At 44.6% G+C, this 21,645-nt stretch carries 18 protein-coding genes; all 18 read right to left on the bottom strand.

Annotated elements, in window-relative coordinates:
• Nucleotides 1-157: 157 nt before the first annotated feature.
• The 18 genes from V1497_RS15755 to V1497_RS15840 all read right to left on the bottom strand — a co-directional run bounded on the left by V1497_RS15755 (nucleotide 158) and on the right by V1497_RS15840 (nucleotide 21,631).
• Nucleotides 158-1,093: a DNA-3-methyladenine glycosylase gene (locus tag V1497_RS15755; protein WP_349408467.1), complete on the bottom strand. Its 936-nt coding sequence runs from the start codon at nucleotides 1,091-1,093 to the stop codon at nucleotides 158-160.
• Nucleotides 1,053-1,613, bottom strand: coding sequence for a methylated-DNA--[protein]-cysteine S-methyltransferase (locus V1497_RS15760; protein WP_349408468.1), 561 nt, complete (start codon nucleotides 1,611-1,613; stop codon nucleotides 1,053-1,055). The genes V1497_RS15755 and V1497_RS15760 overlap by 41 nt, the downstream gene beginning before the upstream one ends.
• Entirely contained in the window at nucleotides 1,610-2,182 is a 573-nt protein-coding gene (locus V1497_RS15765) for a bifunctional transcriptional activator/DNA repair enzyme AdaA (protein WP_349408469.1), read from the bottom strand. The genes V1497_RS15760 and V1497_RS15765 overlap by 4 nt, the downstream gene beginning before the upstream one ends.
• Before the next feature lie 321 nt (nucleotides 2,183-2,503).
• On the bottom strand, nucleotides 2,504-3,415 hold the full coding sequence (murQ, locus tag V1497_RS15770; RefSeq protein WP_349408470.1) for an N-acetylmuramic acid 6-phosphate etherase: 912 nt from the start codon (nucleotides 3,413-3,415) through the stop codon (nucleotides 2,504-2,506).
• 67 nt (nucleotides 3,416-3,482) lie between these two features.
• Nucleotides 3,483-4,307: a carbohydrate ABC transporter permease gene (locus tag V1497_RS15775; protein WP_349408471.1), complete on the bottom strand. Its 825-nt coding sequence runs from the start codon at nucleotides 4,305-4,307 to the stop codon at nucleotides 3,483-3,485.
• Nucleotides 4,308-4,321: 14 nt separating this feature from the next.
• Nucleotides 4,322-5,278, bottom strand: coding sequence for a sugar ABC transporter permease (locus tag V1497_RS15780; protein ID WP_349408472.1), 957 nt, complete (start codon nucleotides 5,276-5,278; stop codon nucleotides 4,322-4,324).
• 31 nt (nucleotides 5,279-5,309) lie between these two features.
• Entirely contained in the window at nucleotides 5,310-6,578 is a 1,269-nt protein-coding gene (locus V1497_RS15785) for an ABC transporter substrate-binding protein (protein ID WP_349408473.1), read from the bottom strand.
• A gap of 65 nt (nucleotides 6,579-6,643) precedes the next feature.
• Nucleotides 6,644-7,501 carry a MurR/RpiR family transcriptional regulator gene (locus V1497_RS15790; protein ID WP_414703647.1) on the bottom strand — a complete coding sequence of 286 codons (858 nt, stop codon included), beginning with the start codon at nucleotides 7,499-7,501 and terminating at the stop codon, nucleotides 6,644-6,646.
• Between the two features lie 154 nt (nucleotides 7,502-7,655).
• Nucleotides 7,656-8,924 carry a DUF1343 domain-containing protein gene (locus V1497_RS15795; RefSeq protein ID WP_349408475.1) on the bottom strand — a complete coding sequence of 423 codons (1,269 nt, stop codon included), beginning with the start codon at nucleotides 8,922-8,924 and terminating at the stop codon, nucleotides 7,656-7,658.
• A gap of 13 nt (nucleotides 8,925-8,937) precedes the next feature.
• Nucleotides 8,938-11,031, bottom strand: a complete 2,094-nt coding sequence (locus tag V1497_RS15800; protein WP_414703575.1) for a glycoside hydrolase family 3 N-terminal domain-containing protein — start codon at nucleotides 11,029-11,031, stop codon at nucleotides 8,938-8,940.
• A 33-nt stretch (nucleotides 11,032-11,064) separates the two neighbouring features.
• Nucleotides 11,065-12,738 (bottom strand): serine hydrolase, encoded by a 1,674-nt coding sequence (locus V1497_RS15805; RefSeq protein WP_349408476.1) that lies wholly within the window; start codon nucleotides 12,736-12,738, stop codon nucleotides 11,065-11,067.
• 535 nt (nucleotides 12,739-13,273) lie between these two features.
• Nucleotides 13,274-15,178 (bottom strand): N-acetylglucosamine-specific PTS transporter subunit IIBC, encoded by a 1,905-nt coding sequence (gene nagE / locus V1497_RS15810; protein ID WP_349410856.1) that lies wholly within the window; start codon nucleotides 15,176-15,178, stop codon nucleotides 13,274-13,276.
• A 186-nt stretch (nucleotides 15,179-15,364) separates the two neighbouring features.
• Nucleotides 15,365-16,117 (bottom strand): glucose 1-dehydrogenase, encoded by a 753-nt coding sequence (locus V1497_RS15815; RefSeq protein ID WP_349408477.1) that lies wholly within the window; start codon nucleotides 16,115-16,117, stop codon nucleotides 15,365-15,367.
• Between the two features lie 284 nt (nucleotides 16,118-16,401).
• On the bottom strand, nucleotides 16,402-17,400 hold the full coding sequence (locus V1497_RS15820; RefSeq protein WP_349408478.1) for a LacI family DNA-binding transcriptional regulator: 999 nt from the start codon (nucleotides 17,398-17,400) through the stop codon (nucleotides 16,402-16,404).
• Nucleotides 17,401-17,429: 29 nt separating this feature from the next.
• Entirely contained in the window at nucleotides 17,430-18,194 is a 765-nt protein-coding gene (locus V1497_RS15825) for an alpha/beta hydrolase family protein (RefSeq protein WP_349408479.1), read from the bottom strand.
• A 2-nt stretch (nucleotides 18,195-18,196) separates the two neighbouring features.
• Nucleotides 18,197-19,840, bottom strand: a complete 1,644-nt coding sequence (locus tag V1497_RS15830; RefSeq protein ID WP_349408480.1) for an alpha-glucosidase — start codon at nucleotides 19,838-19,840, stop codon at nucleotides 18,197-18,199.
• A 45-nt stretch (nucleotides 19,841-19,885) separates the two neighbouring features.
• Nucleotides 19,886-20,716 (bottom strand): carbohydrate ABC transporter permease, encoded by an 831-nt coding sequence (locus V1497_RS15835; RefSeq protein ID WP_349408481.1) that lies wholly within the window; start codon nucleotides 20,714-20,716, stop codon nucleotides 19,886-19,888.
• A 15-nt stretch (nucleotides 20,717-20,731) separates the two neighbouring features.
• Nucleotides 20,732-21,631 (bottom strand): sugar ABC transporter permease, encoded by a 900-nt coding sequence (locus tag V1497_RS15840; protein WP_349408482.1) that lies wholly within the window; start codon nucleotides 21,629-21,631, stop codon nucleotides 20,732-20,734.
• Nucleotides 21,632-21,645 lie beyond the last annotated feature (14 nt).

Consider the following 21,645-nt stretch of genomic DNA (forward strand, 5'->3'; position numbering starts at 1 on the left):
GGACATTCCTGCCTTCCACTTCCTTCTTTCCATAACGAATGAAATTGAATATATGATTTAATGACAAAAAACCAACCGGTTGGTACAGAGCGAATGTAACACAGGATTTTCACCTGTGCAAAGTCATTTGACTTAATTGTAAGATAGCTTACAAAAGTCACCCGAGGCTCCTCCATAAATAAAAGACGGCATAAGCTTCCCAACCTTGCCATGGAGCAAAGATCTTACGTATTTCATCATATGTAGGTTTCTTTTCTCTGCCTAAGATGTGTTTCAATGCGTTATGGAGTCCAGCGTCTCCAATCGGAAACGCGGATGGATCCCGTAAACAGCGCATAAGGACATAATGAGCCGACCATGGTCCGATTCCTCTTATCGCCAATAGCTTCTTTTCTGACTGATCACCTTCAAGCTCAAGTAGATCAGACTTCGAGAGGCTTCCGTCAGCCATCATATTTGCAATTGAAATGATGTATTCCGCCTTTCGCTGTGTTAGTTGCAGCTCCCTCAAATCCTCTGCTTCAAGCATGGCTACACGTTCTGGTTTCGGAAAAAGCCAGTATCGACGGTCTTTCCGATCCAGATGTTCTCCGTATGCTTCTACGAACCGCTTTTTCACCGTATAAGCAAACGGGAGATTCACTTGTTGACCTATGACAGCCCAGCATAACGCCTCAAATAGATCAGGAACGCCGATTACGCGTAAACCGTTATGCTTCTCAATCAACGGAGCCAATATTGAATTACAGCTGACCGACTCGTAAAAAGCGTTCAGATCTCGTCTCAGGTCGAACCATTCGGCAAGATAATCCGCAACAACGGCAGGATCTGCTGGAAATTGATCAAGAAACCTGACAAAGAGCTCCTCCCCGTTTTGACAGGCTGATACTTCAATCAATCGTTTCTCCCCATCAACCTCAAGCAATTTATACACGCTCTCGCCCTCCACCTGATGAAGGATCTCTAAAGGAGATCGTCTCAAATAATGCAGGGTTTCTGTAAAGCTGAAGGGGTCCGGAAGGGAAAGGGTGATAACGTCATTACGGCTGACCTTAAAATTGAAACCGCTTGTGGCCGACGGATGTAAAGCCATGAAACCCCTCCAACGTAAGTAATCGTTCCTTTGCTTTCAACCCTCCTCTGAAGCCTGTCAACGCCTTGCTTTTTCCAATGACCCTGTGACACGGGACGATGATTGGAATCGGATTTGCCCCATTTGCTGTACCGACTGCTCTAACGGCCTTCGGATTATCGATCCTTTCAGCAATATCGGAATAGCTTTTCGTAACGCCAAAGGGAATTTCCTGCAAAGCCTTCCATACTGATGTTTGAAATGATGTACCACGCATATCAATGGGCAGAGTAAAAGCTGTCCTCTCTCCATTACAATATTCCTCAAGCTCTTGGATATATGGAAGAAGCCGGCTTTGATCTTCAACAAGTTCGGCTTCTGGAAAATGCTTCGCTACCCAATTTTTCAGCGTTTCAAAGGTTTCTGTCGGCCATGTAATCCGACATAACCCCACCTCTGTTCGAGCCAGATAAAGGGGACGTTCCTGGAATATTGGATGCGTGAACGTCCCCCAAGTGATTGTCAAATCTGATCGATTCATACTCCCAACCTCCTTACGACTTTTTGTCGGTACTCATTTGGGGAACAGCCTTTCATTTTCTTAAATACTGCTGAGAAATGTGATGGACTTTTGAACCCTACTTTTCCGGATATCTTCGCAATGGTTTGTTGACTGTCATAAAAAAGTTCAACTGCTTTTTCCAGCCTCTTCCGGACTAATAGAGCTGAGGGTGTTTCACCGGTCGACCGCTTCACCACCCTGTGTAGATGATAGGGGCTCACATTCAAATGCTGTGCAATATCCTTCAATGTCAACGGCTCCCGATATTGTCGATTAATGATATTCTGAACGGCTGCCACCATTTCAGCATCCGGTCCTAGATGTCCAGGGTTTTCGGGCTTACACCTTTTGCAAGGTCGAAAGCCGGCTTGAAGTGCCTCTTCCACACTCGTATAAAGGGATACATTTTCCCTCTTCGGCAAGCGTGATCGACATGAAGGTCTGCATACGATACCTGTTGAACGGATTCCGACGTAATAGATTCCATCAAAACGTGTGTCCCGTTCCATCATCGTTTCATAAACACTTTGGAAAACATCCTCGTTCATAGCCGTCACCCCTTTCGTTTTACAACATTATAAACCAACTCGGTGAAGCTGATAATACTTCAGAAACAGGACAGCAATAATTGGATAGGGCATTCCTGGCAGTTCGACTTCCTAATGTTGTTGATTTTGAACAGCTTCAGGCGGACGCTTTCCGCGGGCAACGCTTCAGCCTCCTCGACCTCGTTCCTCACTCTGCGGGGTCTTCAGCTGTTGCTTTTCCCGCTGGAGTCGCCGCCTTACGCTTCTTTTTCCTTAAGTTTCAACAATAAAAGCTAACAGAGCCTAAAAAAAAAGAGGGAGCCTCCCCCTCTCTTCTTTCAGTCAATCCGTCTTATTTGCTGACAGGCTTTCCATCGCTCTAGGGAAATGGTCATCATTCTCCCTTAATACCTGCACAGCTTGGTCATATGTAATCTGGAATGTAATCATTAAAATCGCTGCGCGTGCATCTCCTTTCGATGTAACACTGTACCTCTGAGCTGTTTCATCGTCCACACCAGTCGCTTCTCTGATGATATGGACGACTCTGCGCCTCAATTTTTCATTCGTCGCCTGAACGTTGACCATCAAATTGCCATACACTTTTCCAAGTCCGATCATGGCAGCTGTGGAAATCATGTTCAGTACCATCTTCTGGGCTGTGCCAGCCTTCAGTCGAGTGCTACCTGTTACAACTTCCGGTCCCACAAGAATTTCAATCGGGTAATCGACGCATTCACTTAACTCAGCAGATGGATTACAGGATAAACCTACGGTCAAGGCTCCGATGCTCTTCGCTTTTTCAATCCCGCCGATGACATAAGGTGTTCTGCCGCTGGAAGTAATACCGACGACAGCATCGCGAGGCGTGACGACTTCAGCAATATCCCTCTTCCCAGCTTCGTGATCGTCCTCAGCATTTTCAATCGCTGTTTTCATCGCCCTGTCACCACCGGCGATGATGCCATTGACAAGACCAGGTTCAACACCGAAAGTAGGTGGACATTCGGACGCATCCAAGATCCCTAGGCGTCCGCTCGTTCCTGCACCGAGGTAGTAGAGCTTACCACCATTTTTCATCACACCCGTAATCGCTTCAATCGCTGCTGTGACTTCCGGAAGGCTCTTTTCAACAGATTCTGCAACTGTTTTATCTTCTTGATTCATGACTTCTATGATTTCTTTTACGGAAAACGTATCAAGTCTTTCCGATTCGTGATTCCGTTGTTCGGTGATCATTTTTTTGTTATCCATTAAAGTCCTCCTGGTCCTATGGCTCCTTTTCCATATGTAGTCATCCAACCCTGTGAAGCTCTATGCCTTATTTGACTGCACCTGCTGTCAATCCATCCATGAACTGCTTGGATGCAATGAAGAACAGAACAATCATCGGTAACGAAGACAATGTAAGTCCCGCAAAGAGTGAGCCCCAGTCAGCCGAGTATTCCCCGAATAACGACAACATGCCTACAGGGATGGTTTTCTTCATCTCATCGGTAATGAACACGAGCGGGAAGAAGAAATCATTCCAGGATTGAATGAAATTGATGATCATGACCGTACCAAGGGCAGGTCGCATAATCGGAAGCAATACATGCCAGAAAACGTTAAGATCCGTTGCACCATCCATTCTGGCAGCCTCCTCGAGCTCTTTTGGCATCGTACGGAAAAATCCGGTCAATATCAGAATGGAAAGTGGAATTCCTGTGGCAGTGTAAACGAACACGAGAGACCAGAGAGAATTGATTAAACTCAAGTCCTTCATGAGTATGAACAACGGAACGATCCCTAGCTTGATCGGGATCATCATTCCGATCAGAAAGAAAAAGAAAAGGGCGTTGTTCCACCAAAAGGTATACCGTGCAATGTAGAAGGCAGCCAGAGATCCAAACAATAAAATCATCAGGACAGAAACTGCACTGACGAAGACGCTATTCCAAAAGAAAGTGAAAAACGGGATCTGGTCAAGAAGCTTTTGATACGTTTCCAAGCTGAACGATTTTGGAATGGATAACGGATTCATGAAAATCTCTGAGCTGGTTTTGAAGGAAGAATAAATCATCAGAAGGATCGGATATAGGCTGATGACTGCAAATAGGAATGCAATCAAATAGTACAAAGATCGAGATGCGATATGGTCTCTCATTCATTCTTCCCTCCCTACATCTGGACTTCCCGTCTACGTAATATATATAGGAAAACCGCTGATATGACCGCAATGATCATGAACAGGACGACAGCCAAAGACGAGCCGAGGCCGATCGCTGCTGAGCTTGCACCACCTGATCCGCCAAAAGCCAATCGATAAAAGTAGACCGCTAATGTATCCGTTGAATAATACGGTTCCCCCATCGAGCCTTGCATGGCATAAATCAATTCAAACGCTTCAAAAGCATGGATGAAGGTCAACACTGTCATGATCGTAATCGATGGGATCATCAAAGGTAAAATGATTTTCCTGACCATCGTGAATCCCTTTGCTCCATCCAAACGCGCCGCCTCAATCAAATCATGAGGAATGCCCTGGAGACCAGCAAGGAAAATCAACACTGCAAAGCCGAGACCGAACCATGAGTTCACCAAGATTATGGAAATTAAAGCTGTGTCAGGATCACCAAGCCAAGCCTTCGTCAAGCTTTCCAATCCAATCTTCTCCAAAAAGACGTTCAATGCACCGAAGTTCGGATTCAGGATCAACTTCCACAGGAAGCCGACAATGATGACCGAAAGCAGCCTGGGTAAGAAGTAAGCGATCTTGAAGAACTCGGCAAATCTGATTTTCTTGTAAATGATATAAGCCAGCACGAAAGCAATCCCATTTTGGACGATCATCTCGAGAACAAAGTAAATAATGTTATTCTGGAAAGCATTCCAAAACATATCGTTAAAAGGCTGTTTCGTAAAAAGAGCAATGAAGTTCTCTAAACCGATGTACGCCCCTTTCTTGATCCCCTGCCAATCAAACAGACTGTAGGAAAAGGCAGCAAAAAGGGGGTAAATGATGAATGTTACATATATGGCGAGGGCGGGAATTGGAAACAGGTGGATGACCAGCCTCTTCCAGTCCCGCTTCTTTCTCGGTATTGTTTGTGGATTGGTCTTCGTTTCAAGTTCCATAACTTCCTCGCCACCCTTACACAATCATCGTTTATTGAAATGGGTCATAGTACGTTTCAGCATTTTCCTGAAGCTTAGTAGCAACATCCTGCTCCGACAGTTTATCCAAGTACATACCTTGAAGCTCGGTTTCAAGGGTTGATTTCGTCGTCGGATTCCCTTTATTGAAATGTACAAGCATCAAGTATGGAGTCGAATAGTCGTTGGAGGCTTCCGCCATGGCTGTCACAAGTTCATCATCCGTTTGAACGCCAGGTACAGCAGGTATACGTGACAATTCGTTTGAAAACAGCTTCGCAAACTTTTCTGTTGTCATGAATTGCAGGAACTTTTTCGCATTCTCCTTTTGGTCCGAATTAACATTCAAACCATAGGAACCGTCCACCCACGTGGTCATTGTCGGTTTTTTACCTGTCGCTGAAGGCATCGGGAAGAAGCCGAAATCCAGATCTGGATTCATTTCACGTAACACTTCAATTTCCCAGCTTCCTAACGGGAACATGGCAGCTTGTTCTGTAAAGAACAGGGTTCGGATATCTTCCATACCCAAACCTTCATAATTGTCAGGGAAGAATTGCTTCAGCTCATCCATTGCCTCAACCGACGAGATGAATTCATCACTTTTGAAGGTCTTCTCACCCGACGTGATCGCGTCTACGAATTCATTGCCTCCATAATGCGCAGGACCGACGATGGAGTGGGTCAAGGACAATAGCCAGCCTTCCTTTGTACCAAGTGCAATCGGTGTTACACCTTCCTCTTTCAACTTTTCATTCAAGCTGATGAACTCTTCCCACGTTTTCGGTTCTTCCAATCCATGCTTTTCAAAGATTTTCTTGTTGTAATACATTTGGGCAGAGTTCAATGACAACGGAACACCATACACCTTGCCATCATCAGATGTGGCAGCCTTCATCGTCTCTTCGCTGAAAACATCAATGCCTTCCAGGTCATCAAGGGGCTCTAAGTAACCCGCTTTTGCTAATTCCATACCTGGGGCATAAGGACGAAGCTGGATGATGTCAGGTCCTTCTCCACTTTGTAACCCTGTGTTCAAAATCGTGTCATACTCTGTGTTTTTAGATGGCTTAAACTCGACCTTGATATCGGGATATTCTTCGTTGAATGCTTCAATGATTTTTTCATAAGCTGCTTTGTCTTCTGTCCTCCAGCTTCCGATCGTTAATGGATCTCCGTTACCATTACTTCCATCCGAATCTGAGCTGGAACTGCTACAGCCTGAGAGTGCAAGCGAAAGGACGAATAGTGCACCTAGAATAGAAATCAACAACCGTTTCATACCGTCAAATCCCTCCTAAACGTTTTATTTGGTTATGTCGAAATCTTTGGATGTTCGAGTTCCTATCAGTCTGTTTGTTTCGATACCTGCACAGCTTTCCGAGTTCTTTCCAGCGCTTCGATGCTCTCCTCATAATGCTGACTTGTCATACCGAGGTATAGCACATCAATGACGTTCAATTGTGAGATACGTGAACTCATCGCACCGCTACGAATGCTCTTTTCCAATGAACTTGTAAATAGATTGATATCCGAAAGGTCTGCTACTGGATTACTTCCGAATTTCGTCAGGGAAATCGTACAAGCTCCGTTTTCCTTTGCAATTTGCATCGAATGAATGACATCCTTCGTCCGCCCGGAATATGAAATGCCGAATGCAACATCTTCTGCTGTTAAATTTGCACTGATTGTCCCTTGTGTATCAAAGTCAAATCCAGCTTCACACCAACGATTGATTCTCGTCAGCTTTTGCTTGAAGTCCTGTGCAATGACAGCTGAAGCTCCGATTCCGAACACAGCGATTTTTCTAGCTCCACTTAAGACAGCAACTGCTTTTTCAACTTCTTCAGGTGATAAGACAGACAATGTATCGTTTATGGATTGGACATTGTTATGGGATACCGTGGTGATAAGTGAGGAAATCGAACCATTTGTCTGGATCTCTTGATAGGAATGAGTATTGTTGTTGAATTGAGCAAGATCTCCAGCTATGCGAAGCTTCAATTCTTGGAATCCCTTAAAACTGAGCGTTCTTGATAGTCTGATGATCGTAGCTTCGCTTACCTGTGTCCTTTTCGCCAATTTCTGGACAGATAGATTCACAACCTCTGAAGGATGGGTCAGTATGTATTCGGCAACCTTACGTTCAGAAGGCTTCAAGGACGGCATCGTTTCCTGGATGCTGATTAAACCACCTTTTAACATCATTCATTCTCCTACTCTTTCATTTCATGTTTACCTTTAGTTTAAAAAATAATGTTACATAAATCAATACAATTTATGAAATATTGTTACTTATCTGAAAATTATAGAGGGTGACTTCATCCGTATCCAGTCACCCTCGTTCTTTGTTCAGCGGTTAGTAGAGTAAGTACATTTCTCTTGTTTCCTTGAATTCTTCCAGCTCATCCATCCACTGTGACTTGATCTGTTGAACAGACTGCCCTTCTTCTATGGCATCTCGGATCCATCCATTTCCTACAAGGTAGTCGAAGAATGAAATACCGGCACTGTTTTCAGCCCTGAAAGCGAAGTCTTCCGGGTATAGGTCATGGATGGTTTTAACGAGATGAAGGCCCGTATCAATCGGACTGAACTTCTTCTGATCAGTTACATGAATTTGAACGCCATGTGTCAACTCACCTCGGTGTTTCGAGAAAGTAGGGGTGAAGGACGCCGCTCGGAATTGGACACCTTTCAACCGATGATTGTTCATTTCGGCTGTAAGCTCTGTACTGTTAATGAATGGTGCGCCGATCAACTCAAACGGTTTGGTCGTGCCTCTACCTTCTGACACGTTTGTCCCTTCAATAAGAGCAGCTCCTGGATAAACGAGTGCTGTGTCGACTGTCGGCATGTTCGGAGACGGCAGGACGAATTCCAGAGGGGTTTCCTCAAAGTACATGTTCCGTTTCCAGCCTTCCATCTCAACAACCGTCAAGTCAGCTCCGATCCCGAATTCTTGATTGAACATTTTTGCCAGTTCTCCGACCGTCATCCCATGGCGGAGAGGGATCGGATATTTACCGACAAATGAAGCGTATTCCGGATTAAGCACAGGTCCTTCGACTTTTGTTCCACCGATCGGATTCGGACGATCCAGAACAATGAATGAAACATCATTTTCTGCAGCTGCTTCCATCGCATAAGCCATCGTGTAGATATACGTATAGAATCGGGTACCAACATCTTGGATATCAAACATCAATACATCTACGTTCTCTAGCATTTCTGGTGTCGGTTTTCTCGTCGGACCATAAAGGCTATACACAGGGAGCCCCGTTTTCTCGTCCTCGTAAAATTCAACATACTCCCCGGCTTGAGCACTTCCTCTTACACCATGCTCCGGACCGTATAAGGCTGTCAGTTCAACATCTGGGTCCTCATGAAGCAAGTCTACGACACTATTAAGCTCTTGATCGACTCCAGTCGGGTTTGTAATCAAGCCGACCTTCTTGCCGCTGATCAAGCTTTTTTGGTCATCAAGCAGCACTTCTACACCAAGTTTAAATTTCTTAGCCTTTTGATTTCGATTATCATCCCGCTCATCGTCATCATCTGCAAGAACGCCTGATAGGGAAGATAAAACAAGGACAAGGGTCACAAGCATAATGAACCACTTTTTCATAAGAAATCCCCTCCTATTCAGATTCAAAGGTTAATCCATGGCCATATTCATAAAGAATCCCACCGTCTTGACCAGGAATGGTCACAGGAAGTTTACCAACAGGTTTGTTCATTCCGAACAACGTTTTCGCTGTCGCTTCAAAGCTTGCCGTACGGAAACCATATTGTGCTATATAGGCCTCGACCTCTGGGTAAGCCATGAAATCGTATGGGTTCCGTATACCGATTCCAACCACGTCTCCCTCTGTGATCTCCATAATTTTTTGGACCATTTTCATTTGGGGATGCTCTGGGCTGCGGGTCCACACACTGTAACTATACGTTCCAACAATGACGTGTTCAGCCCCTTTAATCTTTTCCAGTTGTTCCTCTGTTAGTTCATAATTGGAAGGCGCATGGATGACTGTTGTATTGTGATGCATTTGAGAAATCGCTTCTCCAAGTGATTGGATGAAACTCCTCCCAACCACAACAACCTCATCCCCTTCATCTGTATCAACCGGTAGAGCTTCATCATTTTTCAAAAGGGTAATGGATTGTTCAGCCGCTTGCCTCTCTACTTCTTTATGGGCTTCAGAACCTACAATTTCCATAGCACGTGCGACTTTCTCTTCCAAGGTTAGGGGCTGCTCTTTTTTGATAATACCTCTTTGGAATTTCAACGTAAGGATCCGTTCAACGGATTGGTCTAATCTTTCCTCAGTGATCTCACCTTTTTCAATGGCATCCAATAGCCCGGCTGCCACATCTTCAAGACCGACAGGCATCAGGACAATATCTGTCCCCGCTTTTACTGCGAGAATGGCAGCATCTACAGTTCCAAAATGATCCTTGATTGCCCCCATATTCATTGCATCCGTTATTATGACACCGTCAAAGCCCATTTCTTCTCTCATCAGTCCAGTCAGGACTTTATGCGATAGGGTGGCAGGAAGCGTGACCTCTGTGCCGTCCTTTTTAGAAGTGACCTTCGTATCGTCGATTTTCGGGAATGTGACATGAGCAGTCATGACAGCATCGATCCCTGCATCCATCGCTTTTTGGAAAGGATACAACTCGACTTGCTTCAATCGTTCTTTATCATGCGGCACTTCAGGTAATCCGAGGTGTGAATCGACAGCTGTATCACCATGTCCTGGGAAGTGCTTCGCTGTCGCGGCCACTCCTGCTTCCTGAAGACCGTTTATATAAGAAACCCCCAGTTCAGAAACAAGCTTTGGATCCTCACCGAATGACCGGACACCGATAACCGGATTATCAGGATTATTGTTTACATCAAGTACAGGGGCAAGATTCATGTTGATTCCTAATGCATCAATTTCTTCACCGATGACTCTTCCAACATCCTTGGCGAGTACTGGAGAACGGGTTGCTCCAAGCGCCATGTTCCCAGGCATATCTGTACCTGATTGAAGACGCGTGACAATTCCACCCTCCTGATCGATGGTCAGTAAAGGGGCGAACTTGTCTGTTGCCTGTTGATACTCGTGAACAAGCTTCGTAGTTTGTTCGGTTGTCACGACATTCTCACGGAACAAGATGACGCCGCCTAAATGATACTCATCAATCAGCCTAAGGATTTCCGGCTTCATTTCAGTGACGTCTTCCCCATTCCATTTCCGGAAATCAGGCATGAGCATCTGACCAAGCTTTTCTTTTATCGTCATTTGGCTGATCGCATGCTTCAAGATGTCATATCTCTTGCCGGTCTGTTTTTTCACATATGCTTCGCCCTTTTTATAACCGACTTTTATGTGATCCTTCCGTGTACCATCAGAGACGAAGATGACGGATTGTCCCTCTTTTCCTGTAAGGTGGACCGTACCATCCTCGTATACATGTGCCACCTCTTCATTGCTTGATTTCCACTCTAAACCTTGGCTCGTATAGGCGAAGTGTCCTTCATTGTAAACGTGAAGTGCTTCAAGCTGGATGGTATCGTTCGTAATTTGTTCAGTAGCCTGGGGGACATTTTCATACAAAATTAAATCTTTGACCGCCTCTTTACCTTTAGCCGCTGCTGAGAAAGGTTGTCCGAACATAAGCTGACTTACGACGAGCAGAAGCACCAGTATAGGGATCAATAAACGTTTATTTAACCGTTCCATCTTGCTTCGACCTCCTTGCTTTCGTTAAAAACGCTAATATGTTCTTCGTTCCCATCCTTCACCTGAGAATTCAGGGACGACATCGGTTCCGTCCTGAAGGGTTACACTTAAATTATCCAAATACCATCCTCTTCCATTCGTATATGAATCCGTTACATAGACAAATCGGATGTACTTCGTGTCAGCTGAGATAGGGACGCTTCGTTCCATCCAGTTCCCTTCACCCGTTAAAGGAGAAGCAATCGCTGTCCAATTTTCACCATCTGGAGACGTTTCCACGATCCCGTAGTCTTCATTTTCTTCAATCCTGTACCATGTCTGAAATGAAAGATTGGCAGGTTGATCCAGATCGACTTTTGCCGTAAGTTTCCGTTGAAGATTGTCTCCATATCCTGAAAACCAGGCAAGACCACTGTCAAACATAGGAACCGGGATGGCATCTGCAATCTTTCTAGCAAATGCTCGTCTTGCCGGATTCGTCGACACTGTATTTCTCGTCGGGTGTACGCGGTTCGTTAAAAGGATCGCGATTGTTTTGTTCTTCAAATCCACGGCAATCGAGGTTCCAGTATATCCTGTATGCCCGACAGTCGAGCTTGAAGATAACGCATCCATGAACCAGCCTTGATTGATTTCCCAGCCTAATCCATGATCATCTCCAGGAAATGATGGAATCTGGTTTTCTACAAGGAGCTTGATCGTTTCCGGCTTTAAAATCTGCTTATTACCGTAGCGGCCTTCGTTCACATACATGTGTGCCAGCTTAGCCAAATCCATAGCTGTTGAAAAAACACCTGCGTGACCAGCCACGCCGCCCAACGACCATGCATTTTCATCATGAACTTCTCCCCAAACGAGTCCTCGATTCGTCCAAGGCTGGTATTCGGTCGCTGCAATCCGATCCTTCAATGACTCAGGTGGATTGTACATCGTATTTTCCATCTTAAGAGGATCCGTGATATGTTCCTTGACGAACTGATCAAGACGTTGACCTGAAAGACGTTCCACCAATGCTCCGAGTGTGATCATGTTCAAATCGCTGTATGTATACGTCGTACCCGGCTCATTTTTTAGTGGATAATCATAGACGATCTTCAAGCGTTCTTTTCTGCTGTTGCCTTTCTTGTATAACGGAATCCAAGCTGTAAACCCTGACGTATGCGTCATCAGCTGTTTGATCGTTACCCTTTCCTTACCGTTTGCTGCAAATTCCGGAATGTGTTCAGCAACTGGATCGTCAAGATCAAATCGCCCTTCTTCATAGAGCTTCATCGCGGCGGTCGTAGTGAAAATTTTACTGATGGATGCCAGATCGAAAATCGTATCTTCTTCCATTTCAATCGGGTCTTCCATTTCTGTCTTCTTATCATCAACATATCGTGCTGCATGACCGTAGGACTCGTGTTGGACGATGGTGCCTTTTCTTGCAACCAAGGTTACCGCACCAGGCATAACGTCCTTTTCAATCATGGATTCCATGACTCCCTCAATTTCATCCAAGGGCTCCTCACTCATGCCAACACTTTGTGCTGCTCCGGGGTGAAGGACAGGAGTGGAGTGTCCAGGTTCTCCCCAACGGTACTTTCCATTTTTCACAGCATACTCATTTTGGGAGTCATCTTCTGCTTGGAACACAGCACCATCTGCAAACATGCTCGTCCCTCCCAATATAACAGCCAATCCGATTGCCAACGTTTTCTTTTTCATAATGCCTCCTTTATCCGTGAAGGTGACAACGAGAAACAGAGAAACCTCCTTTCGTTTTTTAATGTAAGGGCTTACAAAAATTAGGTTTGAGTTTAGCGTACCGAAGCTCAAAACGAGTTGTCTATACCACTTAAGTCCCTCACAACGGATATTGGGCATTTAATCAGGACGATTGGATTGGGTCGTTTTCATTATTTTTGAAATATTGTGACATTAATCTGGTTCATGGGTGAAATTTTATTACGCTATTAGAACAATGACTCTGTTGAAGAATATTGTTGAGTTTGAAAAGCTTCCGACGGACGCTTTCCGCGGGCAACGCTTCAGCCTCCTCACTTCCACAGGATGTGGTGGCTTCGACGTTCACCACAGGACGTGGTGTTTGTTAGTCGAAGATCATTAATTCCTCACTCTGCGGGGTCTTCAGCTGTTGCTTTTCCCGCTGGAGTCGCCGTCTTACGCTTCTATATTCTGTATCAACAATACTAGCTAAAACAAAAAAAGCGGCCATTAGGACCGCTTTTTCATGAAATTGCTATTCGATTTTAAAAATCCCAGTATCCCCTTGTCGTACTGTTCCTGTTTTCTGGAGAACGACCTTTTCATTTTCACCCAAGTTTGTGAAAACGATAGGTGTTATGAGGGAACGAGCATGCTCTTGGAGATAGTTCAGGTCGATTTCAATTAGCTTCTGCCCTTTACTGATTCGATCTCCTGTATCAACAAAAGAACGGAATCCCTCACCTTTAAGTTCGACAGTATCCAGTCCGATGTGGATCAGGATCTCATACCCTTCTTCAGATTCGATTCCAATCGCGTGTTTGGTCGGAAAGACGTTGACCACTTTACCATCGACCGGGGATGAAACGATGTTACTCGTCGGATGAATCGCAAATCCATCTCCCATCATTTTTTCAGAGAAAGTCGGATCATCCACCTCAGCAATCGGAACAACTTCACCGTGCATCGGAGCCTGGAAACTGTCTTCTTTAAAGCTGGAGTTTGTCGGCTCAGAGGAGTGGATCGGCTGCTGTTGTTCAGGATTAGTAGAATCTTCTCCAGCCAGTCTACGTTTCATGGCAGAGGCAACGAATTCCACATTCGTTCCGACAACGACCTGGACATTCGTTCGATCTATTTTCATGACACCTTTTCCACCACTTTGCTTCAACGCTTTTTCATCAACTTGGTTCATATCAGTTACGGTCAATCGAAGACGCGTCGCACAGCTATCGACTGTACGGATATTTGATTTTCCACCAAGTCCATGGATGAATCCATCAGCCATTCGATCGTATTTGCTTCCTTTGACTTGATTCGTGCCTTGATCATCAGTGGCAGTCGGCAGCTCAGCCTCGTCTTCACGTCCTGGCGTTTTCAAGTCCAAAGCCTTAATCAGGAAGAAGAACACAATAAAGTAAATGACCCCATATCCAAGACCAACTCCAAACAACAACCATTCTCTTGTGGCAAGTCCGAGATTCAAGAAGAAGTCGATTGCACCAGCTGAAAAACCGAAGCCATGATGAATATCCAACAAATAGGCGACAACAAGCGAGCTTCCCGTCAATAACGCATGGACCCCATATAAAATCGGTGATAAGAACATGAAGCTGAATTCAATCGGTTCTGTGATACCCGTCAGGAACGAAGTGAAGGCGAGTCCGATGAGCATTCCCGTTACAGCCTTCTTTTGCTCCTTTTTAGCAGCTGCAATCATTGCGAAACACGCTGCCGGCAATCCGAACATCATGATCGGGAAGAAACCAGCCATGAATATGCCCGCTTCAGGATCCCCTGCAAAGAAACGATGGAGGTCACCTGTTGCGCCGTTATACTCTCCAAATACGAACCAAACGAGACTGTTAATAACATGATGCAGGCCGATCGGGATGAGAAGACGGTTAAGGACCCCATATACTCCGACTCCAGCCGCACCGGCATCAATGATCCACTCACCGACTGCGTTGATTCCCTCTTGTACTGGCGGCCAAATAAAGCCGAATATACCAGCAAGCCCTACCATTACAGTAGCCGTTATGATCGGTACGAATCTCCTGCCACCAAAGAAAGCAAGATAATCCGGCAGTTCGATTTCATGAAAGCGATTATACAACAATCCTGCAACAACGCCTGATAAGATCCCTCCAAGGAACGCCATATTGATTTCTTCGTTAATGGCTTGTGTTCCCTGTGTCAAAACAAAAAAGCCGATCGCACCCGCTAAGCCTGCGGCACCGTTGGAGTCTTTCGAAAGACCGATGGCAACACCGATGGCAAACAGCAGTGGCAGATGTTCAAAGATTGCTGCCCCTGCAGCGGCGACAAATGGAATTCCGAGTAGATCATCCTGTCCGAGGCGCAATAACAGTGCAGCAGCAGGCATGATGGCAATTGGCAGCATGAGTGCCCTACCGATTCGTTGTAAAAATCCTAACATCATTTCTCCTCCTTATGTTTCTTAATTTTCTGAAAATATAATAACATAGTTGTCCGAAGAAAAATATGTATTTTTGTAATAAAACTTCACGATATGAATAAAATTACGGAGTAAAATTTTCAGATATAAAAAAAGGTGCTGACATCGAGTCAGTCACCTTTAAGGTATTATCTGCGCCAAATCCTTTTAATGCTCATAGATCATTTTTCTTGTCATACCACCATCAATGACTAGATTGGCCCCTGTAACGAAATCGTTTTGCTCATCCGTCAAATACAAGCATGCCCGCGCAATATCTTCCGGCTTCCCAACCCGATTCGACAAATGCTGCTCATGATCGATATCTCTTAATTTCTCATAATCCCCAGTTTCAATCCAGCCTGGGGAAATGGCGTTGACCGTAATACAATCCTCAGAAAAAGAGCGGGCTAAAGCATGAGTGATGGAGATGATTCCTCCCTTTGATGCCGCATAAGCTTCCGAATCAGGTTCAGACATCTCAGCACGTGTTGAAGCAATGTTGACAATGGATCCTCCCGATTGATTTTGACGCATCTGTTTAGCTGCTTCACGTGAACAGAGGAATACACTTCTTAAGTTTGTGTTAAGCACATTATCCCATTCCTCAACTGTGAGCTCATACGGTGATTTAAAGATGACGATTCCAGCATTATTAATGAGTATGTTGATTCCCCCGAATCGCTGGCAGGTTTGTCCCATCAAGCGATTCACCTCTGCTTCTACACGCACATCCGACTTTATAAAAAGAACCTCTCCTGTTGCTGTATCGGCCAGCTCTTCTGCCAACGCTTGGCCTTTTTCGGCATCTATATCAGCTAGAACGACGTTTGCCCCTTTCGTCGCATACATTTTTGCAATTCCTCTTCCAATTCCATTAGAAGCACCAGTCACAATAACTGTCTTTCCTTCAAATGACATCGTCGATCACTCCTTCTTCTCTACATTCCTCATTCTACATTTCGTTATGCATAACGTAGTTTGTTTTTCCGGGTGATACGGATTTATGAGTGCATGAAATCGTGAAAAACTAAAAATCGTGCACTCATGAAGGCTCTATGAGTGCATGAAAACATGAAATACCGATAATGGTGCACTCATAAAGGCTCTTTAAATACCCAAAATCACCAAAAACTGAAAATGGGGGACAGTAAGAGACGTTATGAACAATTCGAACTCCACAAAAAGAAAAAAGACTGACAGGGTCAGCCTTTTTGTCGGTCAGATACGGATTCCCGTTCAACCAATTCTGTTGATAATTTATAGTAGCGATCGACTTCTTCTTCTGACAGCTGTTGAAATATCAAATGGACAGCCAATGCGCCAACCTCGTATTTCGGCTGCCGGATCGTCGTCAGTGGTGGTGAAACGAATTCAGAAAGCTGAATGTCGTCAAAACCGACGATTGAAACATCCTCTGGAACCTGAATTCCTTTTTCGTTAAAAGCTTGAAGGCCACCAATGGCCATTTCATCATTTCCATAGAAAATGGCTTCCGGCAGGTTATTTTGAGCAATCAACATTTTTGTCGCTTTATATCCGCTCTCACGCGTAAAATCACCTGAAACCTTCCATTTCGGTGAATACGACAACCCGTATTTCTCCAATGCATCCTGGTATCCTTTGAACCGTTTTTCATTATCTTGCGAATTATTCGGTCCGCTTACATAGGCGATTTCCTTGTGACCTTTTTGAATAAGGTGCTCAGTCGCCAAATACGCTCCCTGCCAGTTGTCAACCTCAACCTGTAACACGAGTTCATGCTCAAGGTGCCGATCCAATACGACGATCGGAAACTCTTCTCGTGCAGAATCCAAGATTGTTTCATCGCTTATATTCGTCGCTAAGACAATCACTCCATCAACACGTTTTTCCTTCAAGAATTTGATTGCCGTAGATCGCGTGTCACCTAATGAATTACACGCGATAAGATCATAACCGTTAGACATTGCCACGGTTTGGACCCCTTTTATCAATTCGGAATAATAGGGTCCGGACAAGTCCTTCAATATAAGTGCAATCGTATTGGTCTTTGTCCTCTTCAAGTCTGAAGCGATTCCATTCTTTTGATAATTTAATTCTTTGGCTGCTTCCATCACTTTTCTCTTGGTTGCTGGACTGATCTTGTTGATGTTGTTCAATGCATAGGAAGCGGTGGATACTGCCACCCCAGCACGTTTTGCCACATCTTTAATCGTTGCCATTCACTCACATCCCACTACTGTTTAAGAATTTATCTATTTTCTTTAAAAAAGTATTCCAATACCTTTTGGATTTGTTCATCCCAGTAGCTCCACTCGTGAGCTCCTGGGTATTCTTCATATGTTACATCAAGCGAGATATTTTCACAGTGTTTTCGGAATCGCCTGTTGGATTCCACGAGATAATCTTCTGTTCCGCAATTCAAGTAGATGGACGGTCTTGGTGAGTCGCCTTCCGCCAACGCTTGTGCAAGATGGAAAAGGTCATCTTCACTGTCCTGGACCTTACGATCACCGAAAATCAATCTGAAGTCATCATATAGGTCCTCGGTACGGTCGAGTAGATCCACTGCACCAGAAAGGCTTGCAGCTGCCCGATAGTTTTCGGGGCATCGCAGCGCCGCCTTCAACGCACCATAACCTCCCATCGATAGACCAGCAACATACGTGTCTTCTCGTTTATCTGAGAGAGGGAACATCTCTTGACAGATTGCAGGAAGCTCCTCGGTTATATAGGTAAAATAATCGGGACCATACTCCATGTCCGTGTAGAAGCTTCTACCCACTGCCGGCATGACGACGGCGATGCCCAAGGATGAGACATATCGTTCAATGGACGTCTGACGGGTCCAGACCGTATGATCATCCCACAATCCATGCAGCAGATAAAGTGTAGGGTAGACTGGTTTCTCTCTATTATCCGCTTTCCTTACTCCGACAGGCTGAGGCAGGATGACATTTACAGAGGTCGAAACCTTTAAAACTTCTGATACGAAATCACACTGGATCATCGGCATAGTCAATTAACCTCACGTTTCAATAAATAGGCAAATGCTTCATAAGGTCGAAGCTCGTATTCTTCCAACGTTGATGGAGCATTATCATAGTTACTAATGAGTAATTCCGCATTAGAGAGCGAATACCCTTCTGGTAATTGAAACTTAGGGTTGCCCATTCCGAAGTTCCCTATGAAAAGAACAACTTCATTATCAAGCTTCCGTGTATAGGCAAAGATTTCTTCTGCTGTAGGGAGGAGTTCATACTTCCCATAAACAATCACATCATGTTCTTTTCTTAATTGGATCAGCTTTTTATAATGATGGAATATCGAGTCTTGATCCTTCAAAGCGGCTTCAACGTTAATCGTCTCTTTATTTTCGTTGACGGGAATCCACGGATCACCGGTCGTGAACCCGCCATGTTCCATCGAGTTCCATTGAATCGGCGTTCTTGCATTATCTCTTCCTTTGGCAAGAATCGACTCCATGATATCATCATGACTGTCACCATTAGCTTTTCGTTCATTGTAAATGTTGATCGTTTCGATATCCTTGTAGTCGCTAATGTCATCGAAGGAAATATTCGTCATCCCGATTTCTTCACCTTGATAAATATAAGGGGTCCCTTGCATCAAATGTAAGAGTGTTGCTAACATTTTAGCCGACTTCACCCGATAGTCCCCATCATCTCCCCAGCGGGATACGATACGTGGCTGATCATGATTATTCCAATAAAGGCTATTCCATCCTGCCCCGTGAAGTTCGGTTTGCCACTTGCTTAGGACTGTCTTCAGCTGATCGAGATCGAGAGGCTTCAATGCCCATTTCCCTTGTCCTGGCTGCTCATCTAAAGACATATGTTGAAACGTAAAGACCATGTCCAATTCTTTGCGATCCGGGTGGGTGTAAAGTTTGGCTGTTTCAGTCGTTGCCGATGGTGTCTCACCCACCGTCAACAGATCATAGTGGCTTAACACTTCATCATACATTTCCTTCAAATATGGGTGGAGGTTTGGACCGTCTGTGAGAACGCCTTGATCCACTTCTTTTCCAATCAGGTCGATTACATCCATCCGGAACCCGCTGATTCCCTTATTTAACCAGAACCTCATCATCTCATATAACGCTTGACGTACTTCAGGATTATGCAAATTCAAGTCGGGGTGTTTACGACTGAAAAGATGGAAATAATATTGCCCGGTGTTTTCATCGTATTCCCATGCTGGTCCGCTGAAAACAGAACGGAGATCACTAGGCGGCTCTGCACCGCGACCGTCACGCCATATATAATAGTCCCGATAGCGATTATGTTTCGATTTCTTTGATTCTTGGAACCAAGGATGCTCATCCGATGTATGGTTGATGACGAGATCCATGATAATTTTGATTCCTTTATTATTCGCAATCGATATCAAATTTTCCATGTCTTTCATCGTACCAAAATCGTCCATTATGCTGTAATAATCACTGATATCGTACCCATTATCATCATTAGGTGATTGATAGACAGGACTCAGCCAAATGATATCAATTCCGAGTTCTACGAGATAGTCAAGCTTCTCTATGATTCCTTTTATATCTCCGATCCCATCACCGTTGCTGTCTTTGAAACTTCTTGGATAGATTTGATAGACCGTAGAGGTATGCCACCATTTTTTATCCATGATACCCTCCTAGCATTCTCCGATTAGAATTTGAATGAGTCTACACTATTTCAGTCCCGACATCGTAAAGCCTTCCACAATATATTTTTGGAAGAAAGAGAAGATGATGATGATTGGAATCACCATAAATGCAGCCCCAGCCATCTGGAGTCCATAGTTGCTCGCGTATTGTCCCTGAAGTAAGGATAAACCGACAGACAACGTGTACAGACTTTCATCATTGGCGATGATCAACGGCCATAAAAAACTGTTCCATGCACCGATGAAGGTCAGTATACCCTGTACGGCGAAAATGGGCTTTGCAATCGGGATGATGAGCTTGAAGAAAATATAAAACTCACCAGCGCCATCCAATCTTGCTGCTTCAATCAAATCCATCGGAATTGTCGTCATGAATTGCCTGAATAGGAAAATACTGAAGGCTGCCGCCAAACCTGGCAGGACGATACCTGTCATCGTGTTTGTAAGTCCGAGCTCATTCAGGATCAGATAAACCGGAATCATCGTTACTTGAGCTGGAATCATCATCGTAGCGAGTACCAGATAGAAAATCGGCTCTCTTCCTTTGAAGTTGAACTTAGCGAATCCATACCCCGCCATGGCATTCAACAATAGTCCTCCGAACGATAGTACAACGATAATGATTGTATTCTTTAAATAGACGGCGAAATTCAAACGCTCAAACAATTGGACAAAGTTCTCAACCGTCGGATTCTCCGGAAATAGGGTTGGCGGAAATTGAAGCACTTCGCTCGATGGCTTGAATGCGCTCGCAACCATCCAAAGAAACGGAATGGAAACCAAAATACCGCCGATGATAAGCAGGAGACTGACAATCGTTTTTTCAATTTTCATGGAAACTGTACGCTGTTTCATTCAATCCACCTCTAATCAATACTCCGTATCCGACTTCCGAATCTTAAACTGGACGAGCGTTACAACAATAATGAAAATGAACAGGACAAAGGAGCCTGCCGCTGCGTATCCGAATTGACTGAATTGAAAGCCTTTCTGATAAATGAACAAGGCCATCGAGATCGTTCCATTCAAAGGTCCTCCCTGCGTCATGACAAACGGTTCCTCAAAGAATTGCAGCCACCCGATCAAGGTCGTAATCGTGACGAAGAACGTCGCATAGCGCAAAAGCGGAATCGTAATTCGGAAAAGCATCTGGAACCGATTCGCACCATCAATCTTTGCTGCTTCATAATACGATTTCGGAATACCTTGTAAAGCTGCCAGGAAGATGATCATGTTGATGCCGACCCCTTTCCAGACTGCCAGAAGGATCAACGATAGCTTTGCAATGGTGGGCTCTTCCAGCCATGGAATTTTGTCTGCATCCAACAACGAAAGGAGATAATTGAATAAGCCATATTCGGTGTTGTACAAATACCCCCAAATAACCGCAATGGCTATGATATTCGTGATCGATGGCATATAATACACACCACGGAACACCTTGAAAAGAAGGTTCGACCCATAATTCAACAAGAGCGCGATACTCAACGAGCAAATGATGACAAGCGGGACACCAATCCCTGCATAAAAAACGGTATTGAATATCGACTTATGAAACACGTCATCTCTAAAAAGCTCATGATAGTTTTCAAGACCGATGAACGAAATGTTCGACCAATTCGCAAGCCCCTTCAAATCCAAGTCTGTAAAACTTATGAAGAAGGCGACGAATATGGGAACAATGCTGAAGACAAGTAAAATCAGAACTGCGGGCCCGATAAATAGATATGGATGCCTTTTATGATAGATTCGCTTTACACCACTGCCCATCAAACCCCACCTAA

The sequence above is a fragment of the Pseudalkalibacillus sp. SCS-8 genome (genome assembly GCF_040126055.1).
Classification (GTDB): domain Bacteria; phylum Bacillota; class Bacilli; order Bacillales; family Fictibacillaceae; genus Pseudalkalibacillus; species Pseudalkalibacillus nanhaiensis.